This window comes from Mucilaginibacter sp. CSA2-8R (assembly GCF_038806765.1).
Taxonomy (GTDB): Bacteria; Bacteroidota; Bacteroidia; order Sphingobacteriales; family Sphingobacteriaceae; genus Mucilaginibacter.
Window position 1 is genome coordinate 2,367,919 of sequence record NZ_CP152389.1, and the last position, 24,968, is coordinate 2,392,886.

The window sequence follows — 24,968 nt, forward strand, 5'->3', positions numbered from 1 at the left end:
ACCATGCCGCTGATTACTTTAACCCAAACTGATAATGTAAAATGGGAAAAAGCCGACCTCGTCCCTCATCTAAAACAGGATGAGGTTCAGGTTTGGCGCGTTTTGGTACCTCCCGCGGGTGCCCAAATTGAAAATTATCGCAGTGTAATGAGTGTAGCCGAAATTGACCGGGCTTCGCGCTTTGTGCATCCCGAAGATACCAACCGTTATGTAACAGCCCACGGAGTTTTACGGCAGTTACTTTCTGCACATACGGCAGTAGCCAGGCATCAGCTCCTATTTACTAAAAATGAGTTCGGCAAACCTGCCCTGATCATGAGCGATAGCAAAGCAGCTCTCCATTTTAACTTATCGCACTCCGGCCAGTATGTAATCATTGCTTTAAGTAAACACCCAATAGGAGCAGATGTTGAATATCTGAAACCTGACTTTAATTTTCATAGTTTATTGCCGCATTATTTTACAGCAGCTGAAACGCATTTTATCACCACCACATCAGCATCGCCACTCACTGCATTTTTTAGCGCCTGGACCCGCAAAGAGGCGCTCGGCAAGGGGTTAGGGTCGGGGATTACCGAAAACATGCAAGTGCTGCCCAGCCTTAATGGCATTCACAGTTCAACCGGTTTGCTTGTGGTAAATGATTGGAATGTGCAGACTTTCAGAGTGGATGATGTGCATATGGCGAGCGTAGCGTGCAGTGGAAATGTGAGGGAGGTTAGGTTTTTTAATTTTATTCATTAATCAAGGTATACACCAATCGCGTTTTTCAACACAATAAGCTATTATGCAGGCTGATGAATTGATTTGGTAGTAAATGTTTAGCTTTAAACAATGTTTGCATTAATCTTATCGCTGTAACTATAATCATGCCTTGCTTTACCTAAATTATGGGATGGTGATTTGGTGTTTCGCGACTTTTTTGTCGGCAGTCATCCATCGATACTCATAGCGGGCAGGTTTGAGTTTAGTCAGGTGAATAATGGAACTTGCTTAACAAGCTTAACCCTGTCGCCAACTCCATCTTTAAAATTATCTTTTTAAGCCAGTAATCTTTTTCCGCAAGTATTTATACTGTACCTTGTAATCGTAAGACATAATACTGATGCCTTTTACTTTTGCCCACCCTGCCATTGTACTACCCCTTATCAAAATTAGTAGGCGATGGTTGTCTCTTACTGCTTTAGTGGTTGGAAGTATGACACCGGATTTTGATTACTTCCTTAGGTTAAGAGTTAAAAGCGTGTATAGCTACACATTAGCAGGACTATTATGGTTTGATTTACCTTTAGGAGTTTTACTCACGGTTTTATACCTGGTTTGCGTTAAGGGAAAGTTATTAAGTGCTTTGCCCCAGTATTTATATCGAGATTATGATGGTCGAAGCCGCGACACGCCTCTTACAGTTCTTTCTGTTGAATACGTGGCTGTTATTTGTTATTCCGTACTATTGGGGGCGGCATCACATCTGTTTTGGGATGCATTTACGCATCCACACGGCTATTTCGTAGATCATATACTTTGGCTTAACAAAACTATTGCGATAGGCAATTTTAAGATTCAGTATTATAAGCTGCTCCAACATGCAAGTACTGCAGTTGGGTTGTCGATTATCGCTGCGATAATAGCGAACTGTCCGAAGTTGACTGCGAGAATTGATAAATCATTTCGCATTAATTTTTGGAAAACAGTTGCTTTAGTTGTGTTCTTCTTTGTCGTAATTAGGTTTTTACTTAGTTTTAATCATCTAAGTTTTGGAGATTTCGTGTTAACCATTATGTCTGCTTCTTTTGTCGGAATTTTTCTTTCTGCGGTCACAAATAGAGTAAAGTATAGGGGAGCACGATCTTTATTAAGTCCTCTACTAACGGATGGTCAATTTATATTATCAAGAGCAGATTATGCTACCGGAATTGTACTTGACGAAAATCTAAATTGGGCTGTTGATGATAAGCAAAACGTTTACACTGTTTATAATGACGTTGACCAAGCTATTGAAGCAGCAAGAAACATTGCTAACTATAGAGGTGATATAGAATGTTATGTTCATGACAGCCAAATGCGGCCTGTATATTTTATCCGGAAAGATGAAATTAAAGACCTAAGGCAATAGCGTGGTAGTATTTTAAATCATTGTTCAATGTTAAATTCTGCCATCCGCATAGACAATACTTATCTTTGCCACCATGCTCAAATATCTGCGCTGGCTGTTATTCCCATTTTCGCTGCTTTACGGCCTGGTAGTGGTAGTACGCAACTGGTTTTACGATGCAGGCCTGTTTAAAAGCCGAAAGTTTGAGCTGCCGGTCATCTGCGTGGGCAACCTGGATGTTGGTGGTGCGGGTAAAAGCCCTATGACCGAGTATTTGGTGCGTTTGCTAAAGTCAGATTTTAAACTGGCCACGCTAAGCCGGGGGTATGGCCGCCAAAGTAAAGGTTTTTGGGTTGCAAATAATGAAGTCGATCCTGTAAGAGAAATTACTGCTACTGCCGCTAAATCTACTGCAACCGCAAATATGGCTGCTCAACTCGGTGATGAACCTTCCCAGTTTGCGCAAAAGTTTCCGGACGTTACCGTAGCAGTTTGTGAAAAGCGGGTAGAGGGCATCGAACGGCTGCAAGCCAATCACGACCTCATTATTTTAGATGATGCTTACCAGCACCGGGCTGTCGAGCCGGGTTTTAGCGTATTATTGTTTGATTATAGCCGCATCAATGAGCCGCATCTGTTGCTGCCTGCCGGTAACCTGCGCGAGCCGTTTGTGGGCCGGTATCGGGCTGATGTTTTCGTGGTAAGTAAATGTCCGCCCGATTTAAGTGTAGCTGATCAACACAAAATAATAACTCAATTAAAACCTTTAAATTACCAGCAGGTATATTTTACGGCTATCACTTACCTGCCTTTGCAATGGTTAAACGGAGGTGACGAACCGGCTTCGCTTAATCAGAATACTACACTATTCCTGATCACGGGTATTGCCAATGCACGGCCGCTGTTACAGCATTTAGGTAAACTTACAACACACATTGTACATCATAATTATGCCGATCATCATCAATTTAGCTTAAAAAATATTGCTAAACTTGCACAAGATTTTAACAGCTGCACTGACGCTCAAAAAGTTATTATAACCACCGAAAAAGATGCGCAGCGCCTGCGCAACCCTCAGTTATTGCCCTTGGTAAACACACTGCCAATTATGGTGTTGCCAATTGGCATCAGCTTTTTAAACGGAGGCGAAGCGCAGTTTAATAAAACGATATTTAATTATGTTAGACAATATACAACGCACCGTAGCGTACATTAAAAAAAGCATCGGCGATTTTGAACCCGAAGCCGGCATTATTTTAGGCACTGGCCTGGGTGGTTTAGTTAAAGAGATAGAGGTAGAAAAACAGATGCTCTATGCTAACATTCCCGATTTTCCGGTAGCCACACTCGAATTTCATTCCGGCAAATTGATTTTTGGTACTCTGGCCGGTAAAAAGGTAGTGGCTATGCAGGGTCGTTTGCATTACTACGAAGGCTACAGCATGCAGCAAATTACCTTTCCGGTGAGGGTGATGAAAATGTTGGGTATCAAAACACTGTTTGTTTCTAATGCCAGCGGATCGCTTAATGCTGATTTTAAAACCGGCGATTTAATGGTGATTGAAGACCATATTAACCTGCAGCCATCAAATCCATTAATTGGAAGCAATTATGAAGAGTTAGGCCCGCGTTTTCCGGACATGAGTCAGCCTTACTCTAAAGAATTGACTCAAAAGGCACTGCAAATTGCAAAGCAAAATAATATCACCTGCCATAAAGGAGTGTATGTAGCTGTAACAGGTCCTAACTTGGAAACCCGTGCCGAATATCGCTACCTGCGTATTATAGGTGGTGATGCGGTAGGAATGAGCACTGTGCCCGAGGTAATTGTGGCAAACCACATGAGCCTGCCGGTATTTGCAATTTCGGTATTAACCGATGAAGGTTTCCCTGAAGTACTGAAGCCGGTATCATTAGAAGAAATTATAGAAACTGCTCAAAAAGCTGAACCGCATTTGACACATATATTGAAAGAGCTAATTGCAGGTTTGGATTAAGGAATTGGGTCGCCAGCTACTGGCTGCGGGTAGAGAAGAGGTGCAACAATGCATCAACTAAAAGCATTTAAAGAATTACAATCGTAAGTGCATACATTTAACACGAGCCCCAATAATATAATAAATAATAGCTTTAAGCAATAAGTATAGCCTTTGTGCTGTTAACATAAAACCAAACACATATGGGCGGCCAGTTGGCTGCCCTGATTGATTTTTATAAATGCCGGATCAATTCAAAAATTTTCTGCTTACGATGCTTTGCCTGGTAATCGGTCAGACGGCTTTTGCCCAAATACCTGACCGGCCTTACGGTGCCGACACCATTCGCAGTGGCCGTAAGCTTAACACCAGTGATTTGTTGGATAGTGCACGTAAGCGTGAGGAAAATAAGAAAGACACGGTAATTTATACATCAAAATATATTAAGGTTACTAACGAAGCACTGCTTAAAGACAGTACGCAGGTTTTTCCGTTAGATACCGGGTTAACTAACTTTGAGAATTTCAGTCCGCTGTTGCAACCTTACAGTCCACGCATGCATTTGGGCAGCACAGGCTTACCACAGCGCCCCATGTTGTTTGAGCCGCAAAAATCTGTTGGGTTTGATGTAGGCAACCATGCGTTAGATGTGTATATGCTACGGCCGAGTGATGTTCAATACTACCGTGCCCGGGTAGCATACACTAACCTGCAATTTTATAGTGGTGCTTTTGGCAACCCTAACGCAGACCAGGTGTTTAGGCTGGTGCATACCCAAAACGTTAAGCCTAACTGGAATTTTACTTTCAACTTCAATTCAACCGGTTCGCGCGGTTATTATACCCGCCAAAACGTAAGCGATTTAAATGCCGTAGTGGCTACCTGGTACGAGTCGAAAAGCAAGCGCTATAATTTATTGGGTAACCTGGTTTTTAACAACGTGCGTGCGCCCGAGAGCGGGTCAATACGTAACGGCGATATTTTCAACAAGGCCTCTTTCGACCCTTTGCAGGAAACGGTTCGCCTTACTAACGCTTACATCAATTATCGCAATAACGGCGTTTACCTGAAGCAATTCTATTACCTCGGCCGTATTGATACCATCAACGCCGCCGGCAAAGAGGGGCAAAAGATATTACCTACCCAGCGCGTTTCGCATACTATTTACTACAACGTACAAAAGTATCGTTTTGTCCAAAATGAGCCTGACACTTATAACGTATTCTCCGACTATTATTTTAATAACACTATCTCGCGCGACTCGCTGGCCGTAACCAATATCCGTAATGATTTTTCGTACAGTTTTTACCTGCGCGGCAAATCAGTAAGCTTTGTAAAAAATGAGGTGAAACTGGATGTCGGTCTGACACATGATTTTTTCCGTTATTCGCAGTACATCGTCGACTCCCTGCAAGCCACTACCAACCTACGTAACCAGGAACGCCGTGTGCAAAATGCCACTTATCAAAACGTAAGGCTAAACGCAAAGTTCAGTTATCGTTTTAGCGACCGGGTAAATTTGCAAGGTGATTTTCAGCAAGTAGTGGTGGGTTACAACTTTGGCGATTATTTGTATGATGCCAAGCTGAGCCTTGCAGGTGGTGAAAAGGCGGGCCGTATTATTTTAGGTGCTTATGCCCAAAATAACGAAGCGCCGTTGGTATTTAAAAATTACATCAGCAACCATTACGTGTTTAACAACACTAATATTGGCAAGCAGCAAATTAACAACGTATCATTCAATTACATTAACGATAAACTGCAGATTGACCTCAAAGCCGAGTACTTTTTGGTTAACGGCTACCAGTATTTTGCAGCTCAAACACCCAATGGTAACGATGTAGCTCCTAAACAATTAGATGCCCCGTTAAACTTGCTCAAGATTAGTGCAGGCAAAAAGTTCGCTTTTGGTAAGTTTCATGCCGAAGATTACTTTGTTTACCAGCAGTCCGATTATCAAACCACATTGCGTATTCCTCAGATTTATAACTACGCCAATATTTATTATACAAAGTTGTTTTTTAACAACTTGCTTACCAGTATTGGTGTAAGCGCCCGTTACAATACGCGTTATACTGCACCAAATTATGCTGTTGGTATAGGTCAGTTTTACAACAGCAGCGACATCTCATTTATTACCACGCCTATAATTACCCCATACATTAAGGCTACGCTGTTTCGTACCAACTTGTTTATTATGTATGATTATGTGAATCAAGGCCTGCAAAGCAATGGGTATTACACTGTTAACCGTTACCCGATGCCGTATCGGTTGTTGAAGTTTGGTGTGAGCTGGTCTTTTTATAATTAAGCCGGTTCAATTATGCAATTTATCTGCCGACAGTCGATCTAAGCCGTTACATCATCAAGTTGTATAAAGGTCTTTGGGCTATGACTCGCTTTTAGTACAAAAGCCCAGTTAAAGAACTGAGCTTTCTATTAATGTGCGGTATAACAACAAGGAAGATCATCAATACTACTTCAACATCTTAATCCAGCTGGATACCTTTACCAATGCTGCCTGATTTACAGTTTCAGTAATTGTGCCGTATTCAGCTATACCGCCGGTTTTAGCTTTTTGCATTAGGTGGTTAAGGCCGGGCAAAGCCGTGATGGTATAATTTGTATTACCCGCTTTTTGCAGAGATTCTTTGATGCCTGCCAGGTTAGCCTCGTTGTTTACCTGCATATCCAGCGTCCCGTTCAATGCCAGTACCGGGCAGGTTACTTTAGTTAAATATTTAGTTGGCTCGGCGGTAATAAAGTAGCGGTACCAGGGCGTTACCAACGGGTCAACAATAGTCCGTACTGATTCATTGATCTCTGACTGCTTGGCCGAAGTATCAGCTGTTCCTCTGGCGGCACCGGTGAGTTGCTTGTATACCACATCAGTCAGTTTCCGCTTAAACGACGAGTCTGATAACAAAGGGTATCGCTCAAACACCGCATATATCGTTCTGTTAATTGCGCTGGAGGTTTGAATATTAAGGTCGGACGCACCAGCCAGGCGCATTTGATCTGCCGACTGTTTAACCAGTAACTCTCGTATGGGCACTCCAGGCGCGGCCAGCAACACCAAAAACTTTACGGCTTTATTGCGTGCTGCAATCATGGGGGCTATTAGCCCGCCTTCGCTATGGCCAAGTAAGCCTATCTGCATACTCTTTAATTCTGGGCATGACTGGATATACCTGATTGCTGCTTCGGCATCGTCGGCAAAATCAGCGGTGGTTGCGGTTTGAAAATCTCCGGTTGACTGGTCTACGCCGCGATCGTCGTAACGCAGTACGGCAATACCCTGGCGGGTTAGCCAATCGCTCCAGATCAAAAACGGACGTTGATTAAACTCGGCTAATTCCTCATTGCGGTTTTGCGGACCCGAGCCGCTAATGAGCACCACTATTTTACTGGCTTTACCATTGGCGGGTAAAGTAAGTGTCCCGGCCAGTTTGGCGCCGGCTTTGGCATTGGTAAATACGACATCTTCTTGCCTGTACGGAATGTCGGCAGGCTCTTGCGGCCGTGTCGCTAATGCACGTAACGGGGCTGTAACCGGGGTGCGCTGTAAACGTAGCGGCAGGTTGGCCAGTCCCTGCGAAAACTCGGCCCGTATAATGTTACTATCTGGCATGAAAGTACCACTTATTTTAACGCCGTAATTTGACCCATCAATGGATAACTGATTGCCGTAAAAGTTGGTTTTTAATGTGGCCAGCCCTTTGGCCCCCTGACTGGGGCTGTCCCAGGTAGAGGTGTAACGGTCGGTAGTTTTATCAATGTGAATGATGATAGGCAACTGTGTACTTTGCCAGTTAAGTATGCCATACCAGGTACCGGTGATAGGTTGAGCAGAGGCCGCTTTACAGATGATGAGAAGTAGGAGCGTCCTGTAAAAGTGTTTCATGAAGGTTATTAGGTTTTACGTTTTTTGCTTTTTCTTTTTTGCTGCCGGGAACAACACATTATTCAAAATTAACCGGTAGCCTGGCGAATTAGGATGAAGTTTTAAATCGGTAGGAGGGTCGCCTACGGCATGCTGATAATCTTCCGGATCGTGGCCGCCATAAAACGTCCACTGGCCTTTACCATATTCGCCGTGTATGTAGCGGGCTTCGTTCTGCGTTTTCATCTCACCCATAATAGTAACACCGGGTTTAATACGGTTTTTGTTAAAGGCCGTAGTGAGGCCCATAAACCCTTTGATTACCTTGTCGTGGTTTTGGGTAAGCATGCTGGGCACCACATCCCACTTAGCAGAAAAGTCGAACAGTGTAAAAAAATCGCGCGTACGCTCTACCTGGCGGTAAGGGCCTACATCAATATCACTAAACTGGTGCGATACGGGGTTCATATCCAGCTTGAAGTTTTGAAAAGCAAACGTTTGGCTGTAGTCCAGCTTGGATTGTGCCCGGTAATCGGCAGGGTCGCCGTCAAACATACTTTCGCAAATGTCGGTACCGGCGGCGGCAAGGGCAATATCAAAAGTATCAGTACCCGAGCACATGGCAAATAAAAAGCCGCCACCGCCGCAAAACTCATGGATGTGCTGTGCCACGGCCAATTTCATCTGCGATACTTTTTTAAAGCCCAGCTTGTGCGACAGAGCTTCCTGTCCGCGTACGTCTTCTTGGTACCAGGGCTGGAAGCGCATACTGCCGTAAAATTTACTGTATTGGCCCGTAAAGTCCTCATGGTGCAGGTGCAACCAGTCATATTTAAGCAGGTCGCCTTTAATTACTTCTTCATCGTACAGTACGTCGTAAGGTATTTCTGCGTATTTCAGTACCAAGGTAACGGCATCGTCCCAGGGCAGTTTATTTTTAGGTGAGTACACCGCCATTTTGGGCGCTTTTTCAAGCTTTACAATGTCCATGTTAACAGAAGGATCACTTACCTCTGCTAAAATGCTGTTGGTTTTGGCATCGGGTAATACCTCATAACTAACGCCCCGTATTTTACACTCATCCTCGAGCGGTTTACTGTATTTGGTTAAAAAGCTGCCACCGCGGTAATTCAAAAGCCAGTCTACCGATTCGCCATTGCGCAAGATCCAATAAGCAATACCGTACGACTTTAGATGGTCTTTCTGCACCTCGTCCATAGGCAACAATAACGACGCTGCATTACTGTGAAACGCGGTACACATCAGGGCCAGAAGAATAAATATGTTTACGAATTTCATAAACGGTTAAACCACCGGTAAATCATTTATTACCTGGGCGGTGCATCAAGATTTATTACATCAAATGTACAGAATAAATAAGTTACAACATTATAAATTTAAGGTAACGAGTAAAATGTTTACCTTTGCCAACTTGTTTTAAGTAAACTGAAAACGTTATGAGCAAAGCAATAATGAGAACCGAAAAGGGCGACATGACTATCGAATTTTACGATAAGGATGCGCCTAATACAGTAGCTAATTTTTTAGACCTGGCCAAATCAGGTTTTTACAATGGTGTTACCTTTCATAGAGTAATTCCAAACTTCGTAATCCAGGGCGGCGACCCAACCGGTACAGGTGCTGGCGGTTCGGGCAAACGTATTGATTGCGAACTAACCGGCGATAACCAGTACCATGATCGTGGCGTACTTTCAATGGCGCATGCCGGCCGCAATACGGGCAGCTCTCAGTTCTTTGTTTGCCACAGCCGCGATAATACTGCACACTTAGACCGTCACCACACTTGTTTTGGTAAAGTGGTTGAGAATGTAGAAGTGGTAGATGCAATCCGTCAGGGCGACAAAATTTTGAGTGTAGACGTAATTGAAGATTAATAACTGAGGACCGATGGGTGGGGGCAAAGGTCTGTATAAAACTGACTTCCGGCCTCAGTCATCGTTCCCCAATAAGTGTATATATGAATTTACAAGGAATTGTATCGGTAGCCGGCAAACCGGGTTTGTGGAGAGCGCTGGCTCAAAATAAAACCGGCTTCGTGCTCGAGAGCCTTGATGGCAAAAAAACCAAGTTGGTTGTTAATCTGTCTACCGCTAAATTAGCGGCGTTGGATGAAATCACCATCTTTGGCGAAGACGATGATATAAAACTGACCGGCGTGTTAGACAATATGAAATCTGCCGGCGAGGTACCTGATGCCAAAGCAGATGGCAAAACGATGCGCGAATTTTTCCGCGAGGTTGCGCCAAGTCATGATGAAGAAAAGGTATATGCCTCGGACATGAAAAAAATTCTAAGCTGGTATCATTTGCTTAAAGAGCTGCCTTTATTTGATGAAGAAGCAGCATCCCAGCCTGCTGAAGGCGGAGCATAAGTTGCCGCTGAGGAAGAAACAAAATAACATATCGCTCCTAAAAAGGAAGTAAAATAGCAAGTGAGAGATAGCTTCAGCTAATCACATAAAATATAAGAGGCCGGTAGATTTTTTACCGGCCTTTTGTATTTATATGCTGTTGTGAATTAGATACTTTTTAATGATCGTGAGTGTGCTCCTGCAACGGTGTGTCGAGAGTGCACTCGGTTTGGGTGCAATGGTCGTCGGCCAATTCGGGTTCAAAGGTGCTGTGCTGTATTTCTAAATGCTCCAGCCGGTGACGTAAATCTTTTTTAACACTGTCGAAGTTACTCATGCTCACAGCATCAACAACCAGGTGCGCTGTTAGCGCATTTTCGGTTGTACTTAGTGCCCAAATATGCAGGTGATGTATATCCTTAACTCCGTGCGCTTTTAATAACTCTGCCTTTACTTTGTCAACATCCATTTGCTTGGGTACTCCGTCAAACTCCAGCCTGATGCTGTCCATCAGTAACCGCCATGTGCCGGCTATGATAACAACCACAATAATCAAACTTACAGCGCTGTCAATCCAATACCATTTGGTAAAATAAATAACAATGCCCGATACCACTACACCTAACGATACCAGGGCATCAATCGCCATGTGCATGTAAGCGCCTTTCACATTCAGGTCTTTTTCCTTATCTTTCATAAACAGCCAAGCGGTTATACCGTTTACTGCAATTCCTGCAAAGGCAACCCAAGCCACCGTAATACCCGAAATAGGCTCGGGATGACCGATACGCAGTATGGCTTCATAAGCAATAATACCCACTGCGGCAACTAATATAACCGCATTGAGTAATGACACCACGATTGTAGAACGCCTGTAGCCATAGGTATAGGTGTTACTGGCCCGCATTTTTGACAATTTAAACGCCAGCAGTGCCAAGGCTAAACTGGCCACGTCGCTCAGGTTGTGGCCGGCATCAGTAAGCAACGACAACGAATGCTGTGCGAAACCCACGATAGCCTCAATAACTACAAATGCAGAGTTGAGTATAATACCAACAATAAAGGCTGTATTAAGATGGTCGAGCTTGGGGGCGTGGTCGTGATGATTGCCGTGGTCGTGCGTGTGTCCCATATTTGTTTCTGATCGTCTAAGTATATAACGGCATTGGTGCCCTGTTGGTTGTGAAAATGTAAGTCAATAAGCTAAGAATTGTTGTAAAATGGCTTTGTTTACTGATGATGATACGGCTCACCTTTAATGATGGTGTAAGCACGATACAACTGCTCAACAAAAAACAGGCGCACCATCTGGTGTGAAAACGTCATGCGCGAAAGGGCCAGTTTGGCGTTAGCGCGTTGATATACGCTGGTATCAAAGCCGTAAGGGCCTCCAATGACGAAGATAAGCGACTGCACCGAACTGATGGCTTTCTTATCCAGGTAGTCGGCAAACTGTACGGAGTTAAACTCGAGACCTTTTTCGTCCAGTAAAACCAAGTGATCATTAGGTGTTACTTTTTTTAAAATTAGTTCGGCTTCTTTGCTCTTTTGTTGCTCTTGGGTAAGGGCTTTAGTGTTTTTAAGTTCAGGCAGATCAATAATGTCCAGCCTAGTGTAGTGCTTGAGCCGCTTTACAAACTTGTCTATCCCTTCGCGAATGTAGGCATCTTCGGTTTTACCCACGGTAAGCAAAACAATCTTCATGCTGCAAATAAACACTAAAACTGCCATCTGCTAAAAAAATGATTTAATTTGCCGCATTAGACCATGATGAATCCAAACCTTATTGATGATTACCAGCAACGCATAGACTTTGCCCAGAAAAAGATCAACCATTTATCTGCCCAGATTAATACGTACTCTGTTTTTCGGCTTGTTATCTTTTGCGCTTTCCTGGTTGGCATATACATAGCTGTAGATGCCAGTAGCGTTGGGCTATTTTTAGCGTTTACTCTGGTGCTGGCGGTAGCTTTCAATTGGCTGGTGTCGCGGCAGAGTGTATTTGAAGAGGCCAAGCAATATTACCAAAATTATGAGGCGGTTGCTCAGAACGAGATCGGCAGCATGCAAAACCGAACTAATATTTACGACAACGGTGCGGCCTTTTCTGATGATAAGCATTTTTACACGGCCGACCTTGATATTTTTGGACCGGCTTCGCTTTACCAGTTCATCAACCGCGCGGCCACGCCTGCAGGCAGTCAGTTATTGGCAGGTTGGCTAAATGCACCTGCTCAAAATAACCAGATACTATTAAGGCAAGCTGCCATTGAGGAACTTGCTGAAAAAAATGATTGGCGACTGGACTTACAAACGCGGTTACTATTTGCTTTAGATGAAGAGGTGCAGCAATTGCCGCGCCTGATGGCCTATCTTAAATTACCGGTAAATATTAACAATGCATTGTATCTGCATTGGTACAGCCGCTTGTTACCGTTACTGGTGGTCTTGGGAGGCGTGTTATCTTTATATTTTACGGAGGCAAGGTATGCTACTGCTTTGTTGCTGGTGTTTAATAATCGGTTAACGTCGTCCAAGTCTGAAGAAATTGAGAGAACCGACTTGATAGCAGGGCGTATAGGCGACGGGTTAAAAAATTATGCCGGCGTTTTTAAGGAAATTGAGCAGGCTGAATGGCAGTCGGACTTAACCAAACAATTGGCGCTGAAAGTGAAGCAAGGGCAGGGTAAACCCATATCTTTTAAAATCAATGAGCTATCGGTATCAATTAACCGGCTTAATCAGCGGCTTAACTTTGTGGTAAACCTTGTATTGAATGCCTTGCTGCTTTGGAATATTAAACAGGTGCTGGCTATTGAAACCTGGAAGCGCGACAACCACCAGGATCTGGAAGCTGCCTTTGAGGCCGTCGCCGGTTTTGAAGCTTTAATTAGTTTAGCAGGCTTGCACATTAATAATCCGGACTGGTGCGTGCCCGAAATAGTTAACGGAAATGGCTACACATTTACCGCTGTTAACATTGCACATCCTTTAATCAAACCTTCAGTACGGGTAGCCAACAGTTACGAGCTGAACGACACCCGGCAGGTTGACATCATTACCGGCTCTAATATGGCTGGTAAAAGCACCTTTTTGCGTACTTTAGGCATTAACACTGTGCTGGCGCTGGCCGGTGCGCCGGTGTGTGCGCAAAGTATGCAGGTATCGGTCATGCAATTGTTTAGCTATATGCGCATCAAAGACTCGCTCAACGAAAGCACATCCACCTTTAAGGCCGAGCTCGACCGCTTACAAATGCTACTCGAAGCGGTAAAGACCCGTTCAGATATCTTCTTTTTAATTGATGAGATGTTGCGCGGCACCAATTCGGTCGATAAATACCTCGGTTCTAAAGCGGTGATTGAACAACTTATTGCGTGCCGTGGTGTAGGCCTGGTTGCCACACACGATTTACAGTTGGCCCAGCTGGAGCAGCAATACCCCGGTTATGTACGCAACTTTTACTTCGACATACAAGTGCAAGATGGCGAAATGCTTTTTGATTATAAACTTAAGCCCGGGGAATGTAAAACGTTCAACGCCTCGTTGTTGTTAGAGCGTATTGGTATATTTACTAAAGAGGAGTAGTAACTGCTTTCCTTAAATCAGAGCCATTTACTTAATTGGTTCGAGAAGTTTGCATAAACAACAAAACGCCATACCGAATATTCGATATGGCGTTTTGTTGTTTATGTAGCTGATAAAGTTGGGGTGTTATTGACGCTGACCAGCCCCGCCGCCGCCACCAGCTCCACCTGGAGCACCGCTTTGGTCGCCGCCTTGCAGTAAGTCGTCATTGTTAACGCCTTTTTTCTTGGTTTGCTGCCCGTAGTTCACTTTACCAAAGTTGTAAGTAAACGTTAAGCCAAATGATTGCAGTGGGTAACGAATTTTGGTAGCTTGATTTAAGCTCAAGGTATTCACCTGCGAATCAAACTTCAGGTATTTTTGAAAAGGTGACAATGCGTTTAAGCCCAGAGTGAACTTCTTGGCGATTATCTCTTTTTTCACACCTAAGCCAAATAGGTTGAATGCCGGGTTGGTACCCTGAATGGTACGACGGCGAGAGTTAAATACACCAAACATTTCGGCGGTCCAACCACCTTTTACCGTGAACGATGCACTTGCGAAGGCATTGTACTGGAAGAAAGTTCCGATACTTGATTGCTGGAAGGTTTGTGGATCGCGGGTAGTAGGGTGGTAAGTATAACCGTTGATTTGACCTCTTAAAGTCAGTGGTTTCCAAGGGGTAACCGAGCCAAAGAAGCTGGCACCTACTGATTGGTTGGTACCTATATTTTGATAGGTGGTACGAGTTACGTTTCTTCCTAAATCGCTATCCAGGATGGTTGCTGCATAACCTTCAATCAGATTGTTGGTGTATTTATAATAAGCAGATACGTTGATTACTGAAGCGCCGATAAAGGTGTTATAGCTCAATTCTACAGTTTGCGAAATTTCTGGCTGCAAGTCTGGTTTACCCGCAGTCTGATTATCCGGGTTGGCTTTGTTGATGAACGGATTCAGGTAAGTTAAGCTTGGACGTTGTATACGTTTGTTATAGCTCAGCTTGTAAGTCTGGGTGTTTTTTATAGTTTTCGACAAAACAAAGCTTGGTACAAAATTGGTATAGTTTTGCGGAAACTCCTGCAAACCTGTTTGCGTAGCGTTGCTTGGTCTGCCGGTAATGTCAGTGTTTTCTACCCGTAAACCTGTTTGTAACGAGTAGTTTTTAGGTAAGCTAAACGTTAATACAGTGTAGCCAGCGTACACATTTTGGCTGTAATCATACTGGTTTGACAACGCGTTATTGTATAAGAATGGGTTACCGGCCGTAACAGTACTTTGGTTAAATACGCTATAGTCACTGTTAATACGACGGAAGATACTTTTGCCGCCGGCTTCTAATTTAATTGCTTTGCTTACAGGCAAAGTATAATCTGCCTGTGCAGTGTATTCATCGTTTACACCATCATTGTTACCTTGCTGGTTAGGGAAACGGCCACGGTCGGCTGCATTGACAATGTTAAAAAACATCGTAGAAAAATCGGCTGCTACTTTGCTGTGGCTCCACTGACCTGCAATAGTTAATTCTTCGCCTTCTTTTTTGAACTTACGCGTATAATCAGCGTTCCAGTCAAAGCCGCTAAAGCTTGCTTTGTTAAAGTTGTTGCTGTTATAAGCGGGGTTAATTAACGTGCTGTTAAAGTTATTAGAGTTTCCATCAGTTTGGAAACCACCGCCGTTAACGCGGATGTTTGATGAAATACTATTGTATTCGTTAAAGTCGTAACCAACATTTACCGATCCGATGGTGCCGTAACGTTTGGTTTTGCTGGCCGAATTTTGGTTGATAGTGGTAGTAGTATTATTAAAATTGCTTACGCTGTTTAACTCAAACAGCGATGTTTGAGGCCACGCAAAGTTCGAACCTAAATTACCGGTAAGGCTAAAACGGTTCTTCTTATAATTGATGTTGGCATTACCATTATTTTGACGGGTGCCGACGCCACCGCTGATAGAGCCGCTTAAGCCTGAAACGTTTTTAGTTTTAGTGATGATGTTAATGATACCACCAGAACCTTCAGCATCGTATTTAGCTGATGGCGAGGTAATTACTTCTATGCTTTTAATTTGATCGGCAGGGATAGTGCGCAATACGTCAGCTAAACTGGTTGATAATGCACCAGATGGCTTACCGTTAATTAAAACGCGTACGTTCTGGTCTCCGCGCAATGACGGATTTCCGTCTAAATCCACAGATACCAACGGCACTTTACGCAAAACGTCGGTAGCATTGCCACCGGTAGAGGTGATATCTTTTTCGGCGTTGTAAACTATCTTGTCAATCCTGTTTTCAATTACCGGCGTTTGGCCAACTACGGTGATGGCGTTCAGCGTTTTAGTGCTTGGTGCAACTACAACGTTGCCCATATTATTGTCGGGTTTGCCAGGAGTAGTTTCGACCGGATCAAAAACCTTGGTAGGATAACCAATAAAGGTTACTGATATTTTGTATTTGCCTGGTGCAATATTGTTCAGGGTAAATTTTCCTTTATCATCGGTTAAAGTACCGTTCAAGATGGCTTTACCGCCGCTGCGGGAAATGCTCACTGTAGCGTAATCTAACGGCTTTTTGGTGATAGAATCGATAACGGTACCCGAAACTTTGCCTGTGATAGATGATCCCGAACCCGGAACCATCTGTGCATTAGCACAGTAAAAGGCGGTAATAAGTGCAATAAGCGTAAAAAAACGTTTCATTTATAATGATTTTGGTAGTAAGATAGTTTTGCGGTTGAATTGTTACAGCAAGTGGTATTTATTTTTAATAATTTTTAATGAATAACTTTTGCAGCAACTGCATTGTAGTAAGAAGAGTAATTTTTTATTTGTTGCCATTAAAGATGCACCATTAAAGTTCGATGGCTGAGCTTATTCCGTCCAATGGTTGTTTTTTAAGGGCGAATGGTTTTCAAATTGCCAAAGCGCAACGACAAAAAACAATAAATGTATAAAAGCCGGTAATATCAGGGGCGGAACTGATGTCCGTCTCTAATATTACCGGCTGCAAAAGTGAATTATTATTTAGTTGCTTAGTGCTCTATATCACAATATTTACAATACGGCCTTTAACTACAATTACTTTTTTAGGTGTTTTCCCGTCAAGGTATTTTTGAACATCTGCTTGAGCTAATACATGTGCCTCTACTTCTTTAGGCTCCATGGTTAAAGCCATATTGATGTTTAAGCGTGTTTTGCCATTAATCGAAATGGGATAGGCAAATTCATCCTCAATCAAATATGATGGATTGAATACCGGGTAATCTGCGTAAGACAGCGTTCCGGCCTGGTTCCCTAACAGCGTCCATAACTCTTCGCAAATGTGCGGTGCGTAGGGCGACAGGATGATTACCATATCCTGCAAAATGGCACGCTTGTTACACTTTAGGTCGGTCAGTTCGTTAACAGCAATCATAAAGCTTGATACCGAGGTATTGAACGAGAAACGGTCAATATCTTCCTGCGCCTTACGGATAATTTTGTGCAACGATTTCTGCTCAGCTTTCGTCGGCGTTTCGTCGGCAACGGTGAATTCCCATTGTTCATTATGAAACAGGCGCCAAAACTTACGCAAAAATTTGAATACACCTTCAATACCGTTAGTATTCCAAGGTTTGCTTTGCTCCAAAGGGCCAAGAAACATTTCGTACATTCGCAGGGTGTCTGCTCCGTAGCGCTCAATCAAATCATCAGGATTAACCACGTTGAATTTTGACTTAGACATTTTTTCAATCTCCACGTCGCACATATACCGGCCATCAGCAGGCACTTCATCAGCCGGATAAATTACTGATCCGTCCTCCAAAATGAAAATAGCCTTGTCGTTGCCTGGGCGCCAGGTTCTGAAAGATTTTACGTCTAATGCGTCGTTGTGTACAATGTTTACATCGACGTGAAGTTTGCTAAACTCCATTTCGCCCAATTCGGCTTCTGTGGGCAGCAGATCTTTATAAAACAAGGCAATCTGCTCAATAGTATCAAAATCGCCCTCTTTATACAACTCGTAAATGCCTTTAGAAACGTATACTTCAGGTTTGGCGAAATTCTCGTCGGTATTTAACAGCAAAGGTGCCAGACGGTAGGTAAAGCTTGACCTGCCCTGAATCATACCTTGGTTAATGAGCTTTTTAAAAGGTTCTTCTTCAACTGCCAGTCCCAAGTCTTTTAAAAACTTATTCCAAAAACGGCTGTACAACAAGTGCCCCGTAGCGTGTTCTGATCCGCCAATATATAGATCTACATCTTTCCAATATTTCACGGCTTCGGCAGAAGCAAAAGTGCTGCTGTTTTGTGCATCCATGTAGCGATACCAGTACCAACTGCTGCCGGCCCAACCAGGCATAGTGCTTAATTCATATTCATATTGGTCATGATACTTCCAACCTTCGGCACGGCCAAGAGGTGGTTCGCCTGTTTCTGTAGGTAAGTATTTATCAATCTCGGGTAAAATCAGCGGTAAGTCACTTTCATCAATGAGGTAAGGTAAGCCGTTTTTAAAGTATACCGGTACCGGCTCGCCCCAATAACGCTGACGGCCAAATATGGCATCGCGCATTCGGAAATTTACTTTAGCCTTGCCGGCACCAATTGATTCGAGCTTGGCTACTACAGCAGCGGTTGCTTCTTTATACGCTAATCCGTTAATAAAATCGGAGTTGATGTATTTGCCTTCCTTTGTAGGATCGGCTTGTGTTTCGATTTGCTGGAGGTCGATAATAGGTACAATAGGCAAATCAAAATGCTTTGCAAACAAATAGTCGCGTTGGTCGCCTGATGGTACGGCCATAACCGCACCTGTTCCGTAGCCTGCCAATACGTAGTCGGCAATCCACAACTGTATTTTTTCGCCGTTTAAAGGGTTAAGTACATAGCTGCCAGTAAAAGCACCTGATACCGTTTTAGTATCAGCCATGCGGTCAAGCTCTGATTTCTTTTTAGTTTGTGCAATGTAAGTATCAACCGTTGCTTTTTGCCCGGATGTAGTCAGCTCAGCAACCAGTTCGTGTTCAGGGGCTAATACCACAAAGGTTACACCAAATATGGTATCAACGCGGGTAGTAAATACTTCAATAAAATCGGGGCGGTTCTCGATGGGGAATTTTACGCTTGCGCCCACACTTTTGCCAATCCAATTGCGCTGCATTTCTTTAAGCGGTTCGGGCCAGTCAATATGGTCGAGGCCATGTAACAGGCGTTCGGCATAAGCGGTGATACGCATGCTCCACTGCATCATTTTCTTTTGCTCTACCGGGAAACCGCCGCGCTCAGAAAATCCGTCTTTTACCTCGTCGTTGGCTAGTACGGTGCCTAAAGCAGGGCACCAGTTAACGGTGCTTTCGCGCAGGTAGGTAAGGCGGTATTTCAACAATTCGGTTTGTTGCGCCTCCTCGGTCATAGCAGTCCATTCGGCAGCGGTAAAGGTTAATGCCTCTTCGTCGCAAACAGCGTTTACACCGGCGGACCCTTGCGTTGCAAAGTTATTAGTCAGTTGCTGTATTGGCTCGGCTTGGTCTTTATCTTTGTTATACCACGATTTGAATAGCTGCATAAAAATCCATTGCGTCCACTTATAGTATTCCGGCGAACTGGTGCGCACCTCGCGGCTCCAATCAAACGAAAAGCCTAACTGGTCTAACTGACGGCGGTAAGTAGCAATATTTTGCTCGGTGGTAACCGCCGGATGCTGACCGGTTTGTATGGCATACTGCTCGGCAGGCAAGCCAAACGAGTCGTAACCCATAGGATGCAGTACGTTAAACCCTTTGAGGCGTTTGTAACGCGAAAATATATCAGAGGCAATATAACCTAGTGGATGGCCTACATGCAAACCAGCTCCCGATGGGTACGGAAACATATCCAATACATAGTACTTCGGCTTATCGGACTGGTTGTTAGCTTTAAACGTTTGATGGCTTGCCCAAAATTGCTGCCATTTATTTTCTATTTCTTTAAACTGATAATCCATTGCGCGGGTGGTCTCAAAGAGTTTTGCGCGAAACTACCAAAAAAACATCATGCTTTTAAACTATTGCGAGCTATAGCTTAACGTCGGTGCATTTTTAACAATCATTTAATATTTTTCTAATCAGCAAACCATTCACCCATTTTCAGCGTAGGTTATGTAAATACTAAAACTATTTCCGTTTCCGTTATATATTACTTGCTATTAGTATATTTACGTCAGGTTGATACCTGAATTGGCAGCAGCCACTTAACCAATTGATGAACCAAGATTACAATCCTAAAAAGTCTAAGAACAAAGGGGTGATGCCTATTTGTCCTGTTTGTAGAAAGCAATTTCAGGGTCGAGCCAGGCGACATCCTTTAATTAAACAACTGTTATCGTGGACATCTCTGCGACGTTATTACTGCGCCAACTGTTTCCGTTGTTATTATATATGGAAGCCGAAATACCTATCGTAGCTTTAACACTTAGCGTTTAAAACCGACCTGTTCAGCTGTAAAAGGAGCACGGCAATCAAAAATTATCTATATTATTGCCCAATTAAGCCCTTTTTGTTCATGAAGCGTTTATTCTCAAATTTAACCTTTCAGGTTATTGCGGCTATATTATTGGGTGTGCTGGTTGGGTTGCGTTATCCAGCCTTTGCGTCTTTTGCGCAAAGCATTAGCAAAATGTTCATCAGCCTCATTAGCATGTTAATAGCGCCCATCATCTTCCTGACTATTGTGTTAGGTATAGCCGGCATGAACGACATGAAGAAGGTAGGCCGGGTAGGAGGCAAAGCCTTGCTTTACTTTGAGCTGGTAACAACCTTTGCATTAATTATTGGTGTAGCCGTAGCCAATCTAATTAAACCCGGCGAAGGGCTCAATATACCGCTGCCCACTGATACCGCTAAATTAGCGCAATATCAACAACAAGCAGGGGAAATGAAATGGGGCGACTTTTTTACACACATCATCCCCGGCAACTTCATAGGCGCTTTTGCCCAGGGCGACATTTTACAAGTGTTGTTTATAGCTGTGCTTTTTGGTTTTGGCTTAAGCCGGATGGGGAACACCGGGCAAACACTTTTGCAAAGTTTTGATAAGCTAGCTAAAGTGTTTTTTAACATGATGCACATTGTTATGAAGGCTGCACCTTTGGGCGCCTTTGGCGGTATGGCTTATACCATCAGCACTCATGGCTTAAAAACACTTAAACCGCTGGCTATGCTGATGGGCTCGGTTTATTTAACTATGGCCTTGTTTATTTTTGTAATACTGAATGCAATTTGTTACATCTATAAGGTTAGTCTGTTAAAATACCTAAGATATATCAGGCAGGAAATACTGATTGTACTGGGCACTTCGTCATCCGAACCGGCACTGCCGCTGATGATGGAAAAGCTCGAGCGCCTGGGCTGCGCCCGTTCGGTGGTTGGATTGGTGATACCAACTGGTTACTCATTTAATCTGGATGGTACTACCATTTACCTTTCAATGGCCACCATATTTCTGGCTCAGGTATTTCGGGTATCGCTTACGCTAACGCAGGAACTGACCATAATCGGTATTTTGATGGTTACTTCAAAAGGTGCTGCTGGCGTAACTGGCAGTGGTTTTATTGTACTTACCTCAACGTTAACCGCTATTAAAGTGATTCCGGTTGAGGGTGTGGCCTTACTGTTAGGGGTAGATCGCTTTATGTCTGAAGCACGGGCAATCACCAATGTTATTGGCAATGGTGTGGCAACTATCGTCATTGCCATCAGCGAAAAGGCATTTGACAGGAATAAATATAACGATGCAGTAACTGCTAAAGATTTGACAGCTGGTAGCGACTAAGAAAACTATTTAAAACAATAAAGGGCATGCTGGTTAATCTTGTACTTGGCCAGCATGACCTTTATTGTTTTAAATTTCAACTACTTAAGTAGCATTAATGTAATTATGCAAGTAACTCATCGTACAGCGGTAACTCGAAATAAAAGGTAGATCCCTCACCTAACACGCTATCTACACCAATGTTGCCGCTATGCCGCTGTATTATTTCGGCACTTAAGTAAAGCCCGATGCCGAAGCCCGATATGTGTTTAGCCTGGCTTGATTCTACCCTGAAGTAGCGGTCAAAAATCTTTTTGCGGTCTTCGGCGCTGATACCCATGCCTTCATCTTTCACGCTTACTTGTACCGTGGTTGGGCTAACCTGGCAGCTTACCGTTATACGGGTATCACGGGCAGAGTATTTAGCGGCGTTACTGATGAGGTTAGATAATACCGATTCTATCTTATTATAGTCGGCATTAATAAAAACCGGGTCGCAGGACTCAAATTTAATTTGATGGCTGGTTATGGTTAGCTCGGCTTCTTTAATAAGCGTAGTAATCATGTCCTGCATATTGAATCGGGTTTTCTCAATGGCCATTTTGCCTAACTCCAGACGGGATACGTTTAGGAAGCCGTTGATCATACTTTCCATCTTTCTGATCTGAACGATTGACTTCTCAACTGCACTTTGTAAAAACACATCGTCGGATTTTTTGAGTTTGTGACCGCTTACCTGTATCAGTGCCTTAAGCGATGTTAAAGGTGTTTTAAGCTCGTGGCTTACAATACCAATAAAGTCGTTTTTACGCTGCTCATCTTTTTTCTGTTCGGTAACATCGATCAGTACACCGCTTAGTCGAGTAGGTTGCTGATGCTCGTTAAACAAAGCTTTACCTTTAGCCCTAACCACCCGGGGCTTTTGCGTTAACGGATTATTGATGGTGTAAATGATATCATATCCGCCACCGGAGCTATAATCAAGTGCATATTGTATAGCTTGCGTAACTCGCTCACTGTCTTCATCAGCAATAGCAGCAATGGCTTTTGACAGTTCAATTTCGTCAGCGGGTTGTAAACCGAACCAGGCTTTGGTCAGATCGTTACCTGCAAAGCGCCCTGTGCTTGGGTTTAAATCAAAGGTAGCCAGTCCGGCAGCATCAATAGCTAATTGCACCTCGTCCTGACTGATTTTTAATGCATCGTTTAGAATGGCTAATTCTTCGTTGATAGCTGCTTGTATGTCGTTGGCCGATTTCAGTTCTTCGTTAGTTGTAGCCAGTTCTTCATTCAGCTGTTGTATTTCTTCACGGGTAACTACCTGGCTGGTTACGTCAATAGCGGTCACGATAACGCCCGTAATGTTCTCGTGTGCATCACGGAATGGCTGGTATACGAAGTCGAGGTAAAATATTTCGGGCTCGCGGTTGCGTATTAGTTTAACCGGGCGTTCTTTAGCCTCGTAAGTGTTACCGGTGGTATAGACGTCTTGTAGCAACTCTTCTAGGCCTTGCCCACGGCTTTCGGGTATCGCATCAAACATAGGTAGTTGATTAACAGCGTCGCGATTTTTACCCCAAAGAGCAAGCATACGGTCGTTAACAACATCAATAGTATAATCTTCGCCCAGCAATATACATTTTGATACCGGCGACCGCATAATTATGTTGTACAGGCTTTTACGGCTCTGCTCTACCTGTAATTTTGCATTTACCAGGTCGGTTACATTGGCAGCGGTATTCATTACGCCATATACCTTGCTTTGCTTGTCAAACAGCGGCGTAAAATCGTAGTTAAAATAAAATGGCTGCAGTTGGCCGTCTGCCATTAAATCTACACGTTGGTTTTCGGCATGGTAAGGGACGCCTGTATCATAAACCCGTTCCAGAATGTCGTAAATGCCCGTCCCGGCCAGCTCAGGTAATACTTCCGCATAGGTTTTGCCAATCAGGTCGCTGCCTCGGCCCCAGGCATCGATAATGGCTTGGTTAAGCATTTGAATGCGCATTTCGCGACCGATGTAAACACCAATCGGAAACGGGGCACTTTGCACTAAGCTGCGTATCTGCTCTTCACTTTTTGCTAATTGCTCAACCAGTTCTTTTAAATTATTACGGCTATCTGTAAGATCATCGTTAGTAGCCGACAGTTCTTCGTTGATGGCAGTAAGCTCCTCGTTAAGAACTTGCTGCTCATGTTCACTGTCCTGAAGTTTGGCTGTACGTTCTTTAATGCGCTCTTCCAAGTTATCATTTAGCGTAGCTAAATTGTCTTGCGTCTTTTTAAGTTCGTCGTTGGTAGCCTCCAATTCTTCGTTACCCGACTGTAGTTCCTCGTTACTGGCCTGCAGTTCTTCGTATGATTGTTGCAGTTCTTCATTAAGTCGTTGCAAGTCCCACTCTTTTTGTTCAAGCAACATACGCGCGGCAACCTGTTGGGTAATTTCGTATTTAAAGCTCAGTATCGCATTAATTTCGCCCTGTGCATTGCGCAACGGTTGATATACAACATTGAAATAGTGATCCTCTGTTTTGCCGCCAGTGAGCCCAGCCAACGGGACTTTTATTTCGGTATCTATGTATGGCACACCAGTGGTATAAACCTGATGTAAGGTTTTCCATATAGGCTGATTGGTGATTTCGGGCAGAGCCTTTAGCAACGGCAAGCCTAATACATCGCGATCAGGAAATAGCTCCTTTTTATACTGTGGATTTATGTAGGTGTACACCAGCTCCGGACCTGAAACAATGGCAATTTGTGCTGGCACGGCGTGAAATAACACTTCCATTTGCCGGCTTAAGGTATCTACGTAAGAAGGTGTGTTGGAAGAGCCGCCATCATTACCGCCTACAGGGAGATCATTTTTAGTTTCCTCTATCGCTAAAATGAGGTAGTTGAGTTCGCTGTTTTCGTGTTTTACCGGCTCAATAGTAATTTGGTATTGCGCAGGTTGTAAGGTTAAAGCCAATCCATTTCCTGGCAAGCTAAAAGCAATACCAGATAGCTGTTGTGCCTGGCCGGTATTGATGGCCTGCTGTAGTACAGTGTTTAAGCGCCCGTTTGACGAATTTTGCCATTCTGGAAAAATGTCAAAGAGTGACTGCCCTGAAATTTCTTCACGATTAGTACTCGTCAATGTCGCAAAATTGTTACTCAATGTGAGTATATTTAACTGCGGCGAAAGCACCAGGCAAGAGATGGGTAGTGTATTAAATACGCGTAAAGCAACAGGCGGCAAAGCCGGGATGCTTGTATCTTTCATAGTATTGGTAGACTGTAGCTGTTAACAAAGACAAGAATACGGATAAAAAG

At 43.6% G+C, this 24,968-nt stretch carries 16 protein-coding genes; 9 read left to right on the top strand and 7 right to left on the bottom strand.

Annotated features, from left to right (window positions below):
* The first annotated feature begins 3 nt into the window (after positions 1-3).
* The 5 genes from AAGR14_RS09830 (at position 4) to AAGR14_RS09850 (ending at position 6,379) form a co-directional block, all read left to right on the top strand.
* Positions 4-744 carry a 4'-phosphopantetheinyl transferase superfamily protein gene (locus AAGR14_RS09830; protein WP_342648416.1) on the top strand — a complete coding sequence of 247 codons (741 nt, stop codon included), beginning with the start codon at positions 4-6 and terminating at the stop codon, positions 742-744.
* Between the two features lie 361 nt (positions 745-1,105).
* The gene (locus AAGR14_RS09835) at positions 1,106-2,113 is read left to right on the top strand and encodes a DUF4184 family protein (RefSeq protein ID WP_342648417.1); all 1,008 of its coding nucleotides are present in this window, start codon (positions 1,106-1,108) and stop codon (positions 2,111-2,113) included.
* Between the two features lie 73 nt (positions 2,114-2,186).
* Positions 2,187-3,308, top strand: a complete 1,122-nt coding sequence (gene lpxK, locus AAGR14_RS09840; protein ID WP_342648418.1) for a tetraacyldisaccharide 4'-kinase — start codon at positions 2,187-2,189, stop codon at positions 3,306-3,308.
* Complete coding sequence (locus tag AAGR14_RS09845) at positions 3,271-4,089, top strand: purine-nucleoside phosphorylase (RefSeq protein WP_342648419.1); 819 nt, start codon at positions 3,271-3,273, stop codon at positions 4,087-4,089. Before lpxK ends, AAGR14_RS09845 begins: the two co-directional genes overlap by 38 nt.
* A gap of 220 nt (positions 4,090-4,309) precedes the next feature.
* Positions 4,310-6,379, top strand: a complete 2,070-nt coding sequence (locus tag AAGR14_RS09850; RefSeq protein WP_342648420.1) for a putative porin — start codon at positions 4,310-4,312, stop codon at positions 6,377-6,379.
* Positions 6,380-6,544: 165 nt separating this feature from the next.
* Here AAGR14_RS09850 and AAGR14_RS09855 read toward each other — a convergent pair whose 3' ends face one another.
* Entirely contained in the window at positions 6,545-7,972 is a 1,428-nt protein-coding gene (locus AAGR14_RS09855; RefSeq protein ID WP_342648421.1) for an alpha/beta fold hydrolase, read from the bottom strand.
* Positions 7,973-7,987: 15 nt separating this feature from the next.
* On the bottom strand, positions 7,988-9,169 hold the full coding sequence (locus AAGR14_RS09860) for an asparagine synthetase B (RefSeq protein WP_342648694.1): 1,182 nt from the start codon (positions 9,167-9,169) through the stop codon (positions 7,988-7,990).
* 239 nt (positions 9,170-9,408) lie between these two features.
* Between AAGR14_RS09860 and AAGR14_RS09865 the strand changes: the two genes are divergently transcribed.
* Positions 9,409-9,846: a peptidylprolyl isomerase gene (locus AAGR14_RS09865; protein WP_342648422.1), complete on the top strand. Its 438-nt coding sequence runs from the start codon at positions 9,409-9,411 to the stop codon at positions 9,844-9,846.
* A gap of 83 nt (positions 9,847-9,929) precedes the next feature.
* Positions 9,930-10,343: a DUF5606 domain-containing protein gene (locus AAGR14_RS09870; RefSeq protein ID WP_342648423.1), complete on the top strand. Its 414-nt coding sequence runs from the start codon at positions 9,930-9,932 to the stop codon at positions 10,341-10,343.
* 157 nt (positions 10,344-10,500) lie between these two features.
* Here AAGR14_RS09870 and AAGR14_RS09875 read toward each other — a convergent pair whose 3' ends face one another.
* Together AAGR14_RS09875 and rlmH are read right to left on the bottom strand one after the other, a co-directional pair.
* Complete coding sequence (locus AAGR14_RS09875) at positions 10,501-11,454, bottom strand: cation diffusion facilitator family transporter (protein ID WP_342648424.1); 954 nt, start codon at positions 11,452-11,454, stop codon at positions 10,501-10,503.
* 98 nt (positions 11,455-11,552) lie between these two features.
* Positions 11,553-12,026, bottom strand: coding sequence for a 23S rRNA (pseudouridine(1915)-N(3))-methyltransferase RlmH (gene rlmH / locus AAGR14_RS09880; protein ID WP_342648425.1), 474 nt, complete (start codon positions 12,024-12,026; stop codon positions 11,553-11,555).
* A 63-nt stretch (positions 12,027-12,089) separates the two neighbouring features.
* Between rlmH and AAGR14_RS09885 the strand changes: the two genes are divergently transcribed.
* Positions 12,090-13,910, top strand: a complete 1,821-nt coding sequence (locus AAGR14_RS09885) for a DNA mismatch repair protein MutS (protein WP_342648426.1) — start codon at positions 12,090-12,092, stop codon at positions 13,908-13,910.
* A gap of 126 nt (positions 13,911-14,036) precedes the next feature.
* Here AAGR14_RS09885 and AAGR14_RS09890 read toward each other — a convergent pair whose 3' ends face one another.
* Together AAGR14_RS09890 and AAGR14_RS09895 are read right to left on the bottom strand one after the other, a co-directional pair.
* Positions 14,037-16,586: a TonB-dependent receptor gene (locus AAGR14_RS09890; protein ID WP_342648427.1), complete on the bottom strand. Its 2,550-nt coding sequence runs from the start codon at positions 16,584-16,586 to the stop codon at positions 14,037-14,039.
* Between the two features lie 340 nt (positions 16,587-16,926).
* Positions 16,927-19,851 carry a class I tRNA ligase family protein gene (locus AAGR14_RS09895; protein WP_342648428.1) on the bottom strand — a complete coding sequence of 975 codons (2,925 nt, stop codon included), beginning with the start codon at positions 19,849-19,851 and terminating at the stop codon, positions 16,927-16,929.
* 557 nt (positions 19,852-20,408) lie between these two features.
* Here AAGR14_RS09895 and dctA point away from each other — a divergent pair.
* Positions 20,409-21,677: a C4-dicarboxylate transporter DctA gene (gene dctA / locus AAGR14_RS09900; RefSeq protein ID WP_342648429.1), complete on the top strand. Its 1,269-nt coding sequence runs from the start codon at positions 20,409-20,411 to the stop codon at positions 21,675-21,677.
* A gap of 103 nt (positions 21,678-21,780) precedes the next feature.
* On the opposite strand, the gene AAGR14_RS09905 is transcribed toward dctA, so the two are convergent.
* Positions 21,781-24,918 (bottom strand): PAS domain-containing protein, encoded by a 3,138-nt coding sequence (locus AAGR14_RS09905; protein WP_342648430.1) that lies wholly within the window; start codon positions 24,916-24,918, stop codon positions 21,781-21,783.
* Positions 24,919-24,968 lie beyond the last annotated feature (50 nt).

Excerpts from the sequence above, each read along its gene's own strand:
- AAGR14_RS09890 (WP_342648427.1), bottom strand. The coding sequence starts at position 16,586 with ATGAAACGTTTTTTTACGCTTATTGCACTTATTACCGCCTTTTACTGT.
- rlmH (WP_342648425.1), bottom strand. The coding sequence starts at position 12,026 with ATGAAGATTGTTTTGCTTACCGTGGGTAAAACCGAAGATGCCTACATT.
- AAGR14_RS09895 (WP_342648428.1), bottom strand. The coding sequence starts at position 19,851 with ATGGATTATCAGTTTAAAGAAATAGAAAATAAATGGCAGCAATTTTGG.
- AAGR14_RS09855 (WP_342648421.1), bottom strand. The coding sequence starts at position 7,972 with ATGAAACACTTTTACAGGACGCTCCTACTTCTCATCATCTGTAAAGCG.
- AAGR14_RS09850 (WP_342648420.1), top strand. The coding sequence starts at position 4,310 with ATGCCGGATCAATTCAAAAATTTTCTGCTTACGATGCTTTGCCTGGTA.
- dctA (WP_342648429.1), top strand. The coding sequence starts at position 20,409 with ATGAAGCGTTTATTCTCAAATTTAACCTTTCAGGTTATTGCGGCTATA.
- AAGR14_RS09845 (WP_342648419.1), top strand. The coding sequence starts at position 3,271 with ATGTTAGACAATATACAACGCACCGTAGCGTACATTAAAAAAAGCATC.
- AAGR14_RS09860 (WP_342648694.1), bottom strand. The coding sequence starts at position 9,169 with ATGGACGAGGTGCAGAAAGACCATCTAAAGTCGTACGGTATTGCTTAT.
- AAGR14_RS09835 (WP_342648417.1), top strand. The coding sequence starts at position 1,106 with ATGCCTTTTACTTTTGCCCACCCTGCCATTGTACTACCCCTTATCAAA.
- AAGR14_RS09870 (WP_342648423.1), top strand. The coding sequence starts at position 9,930 with ATGAATTTACAAGGAATTGTATCGGTAGCCGGCAAACCGGGTTTGTGG.
- AAGR14_RS09830 (WP_342648416.1), top strand. The coding sequence starts at position 4 with ATGCCGCTGATTACTTTAACCCAAACTGATAATGTAAAATGGGAAAAA.
- AAGR14_RS09905 (WP_342648430.1), bottom strand. The coding sequence starts at position 24,918 with ATGAAAGATACAAGCATCCCGGCTTTGCCGCCTGTTGCTTTACGCGTA.
- AAGR14_RS09875 (WP_342648424.1), bottom strand. The coding sequence starts at position 11,454 with ATGGGACACACGCACGACCACGGCAATCATCACGACCACGCCCCCAAG.
- AAGR14_RS09865 (WP_342648422.1), top strand. The coding sequence starts at position 9,409 with ATGAGCAAAGCAATAATGAGAACCGAAAAGGGCGACATGACTATCGAA.
- AAGR14_RS09885 (WP_342648426.1), top strand. The coding sequence starts at position 12,090 with ATGATGAATCCAAACCTTATTGATGATTACCAGCAACGCATAGACTTT.
- lpxK (WP_342648418.1), top strand. The coding sequence starts at position 2,187 with ATGCTCAAATATCTGCGCTGGCTGTTATTCCCATTTTCGCTGCTTTAC.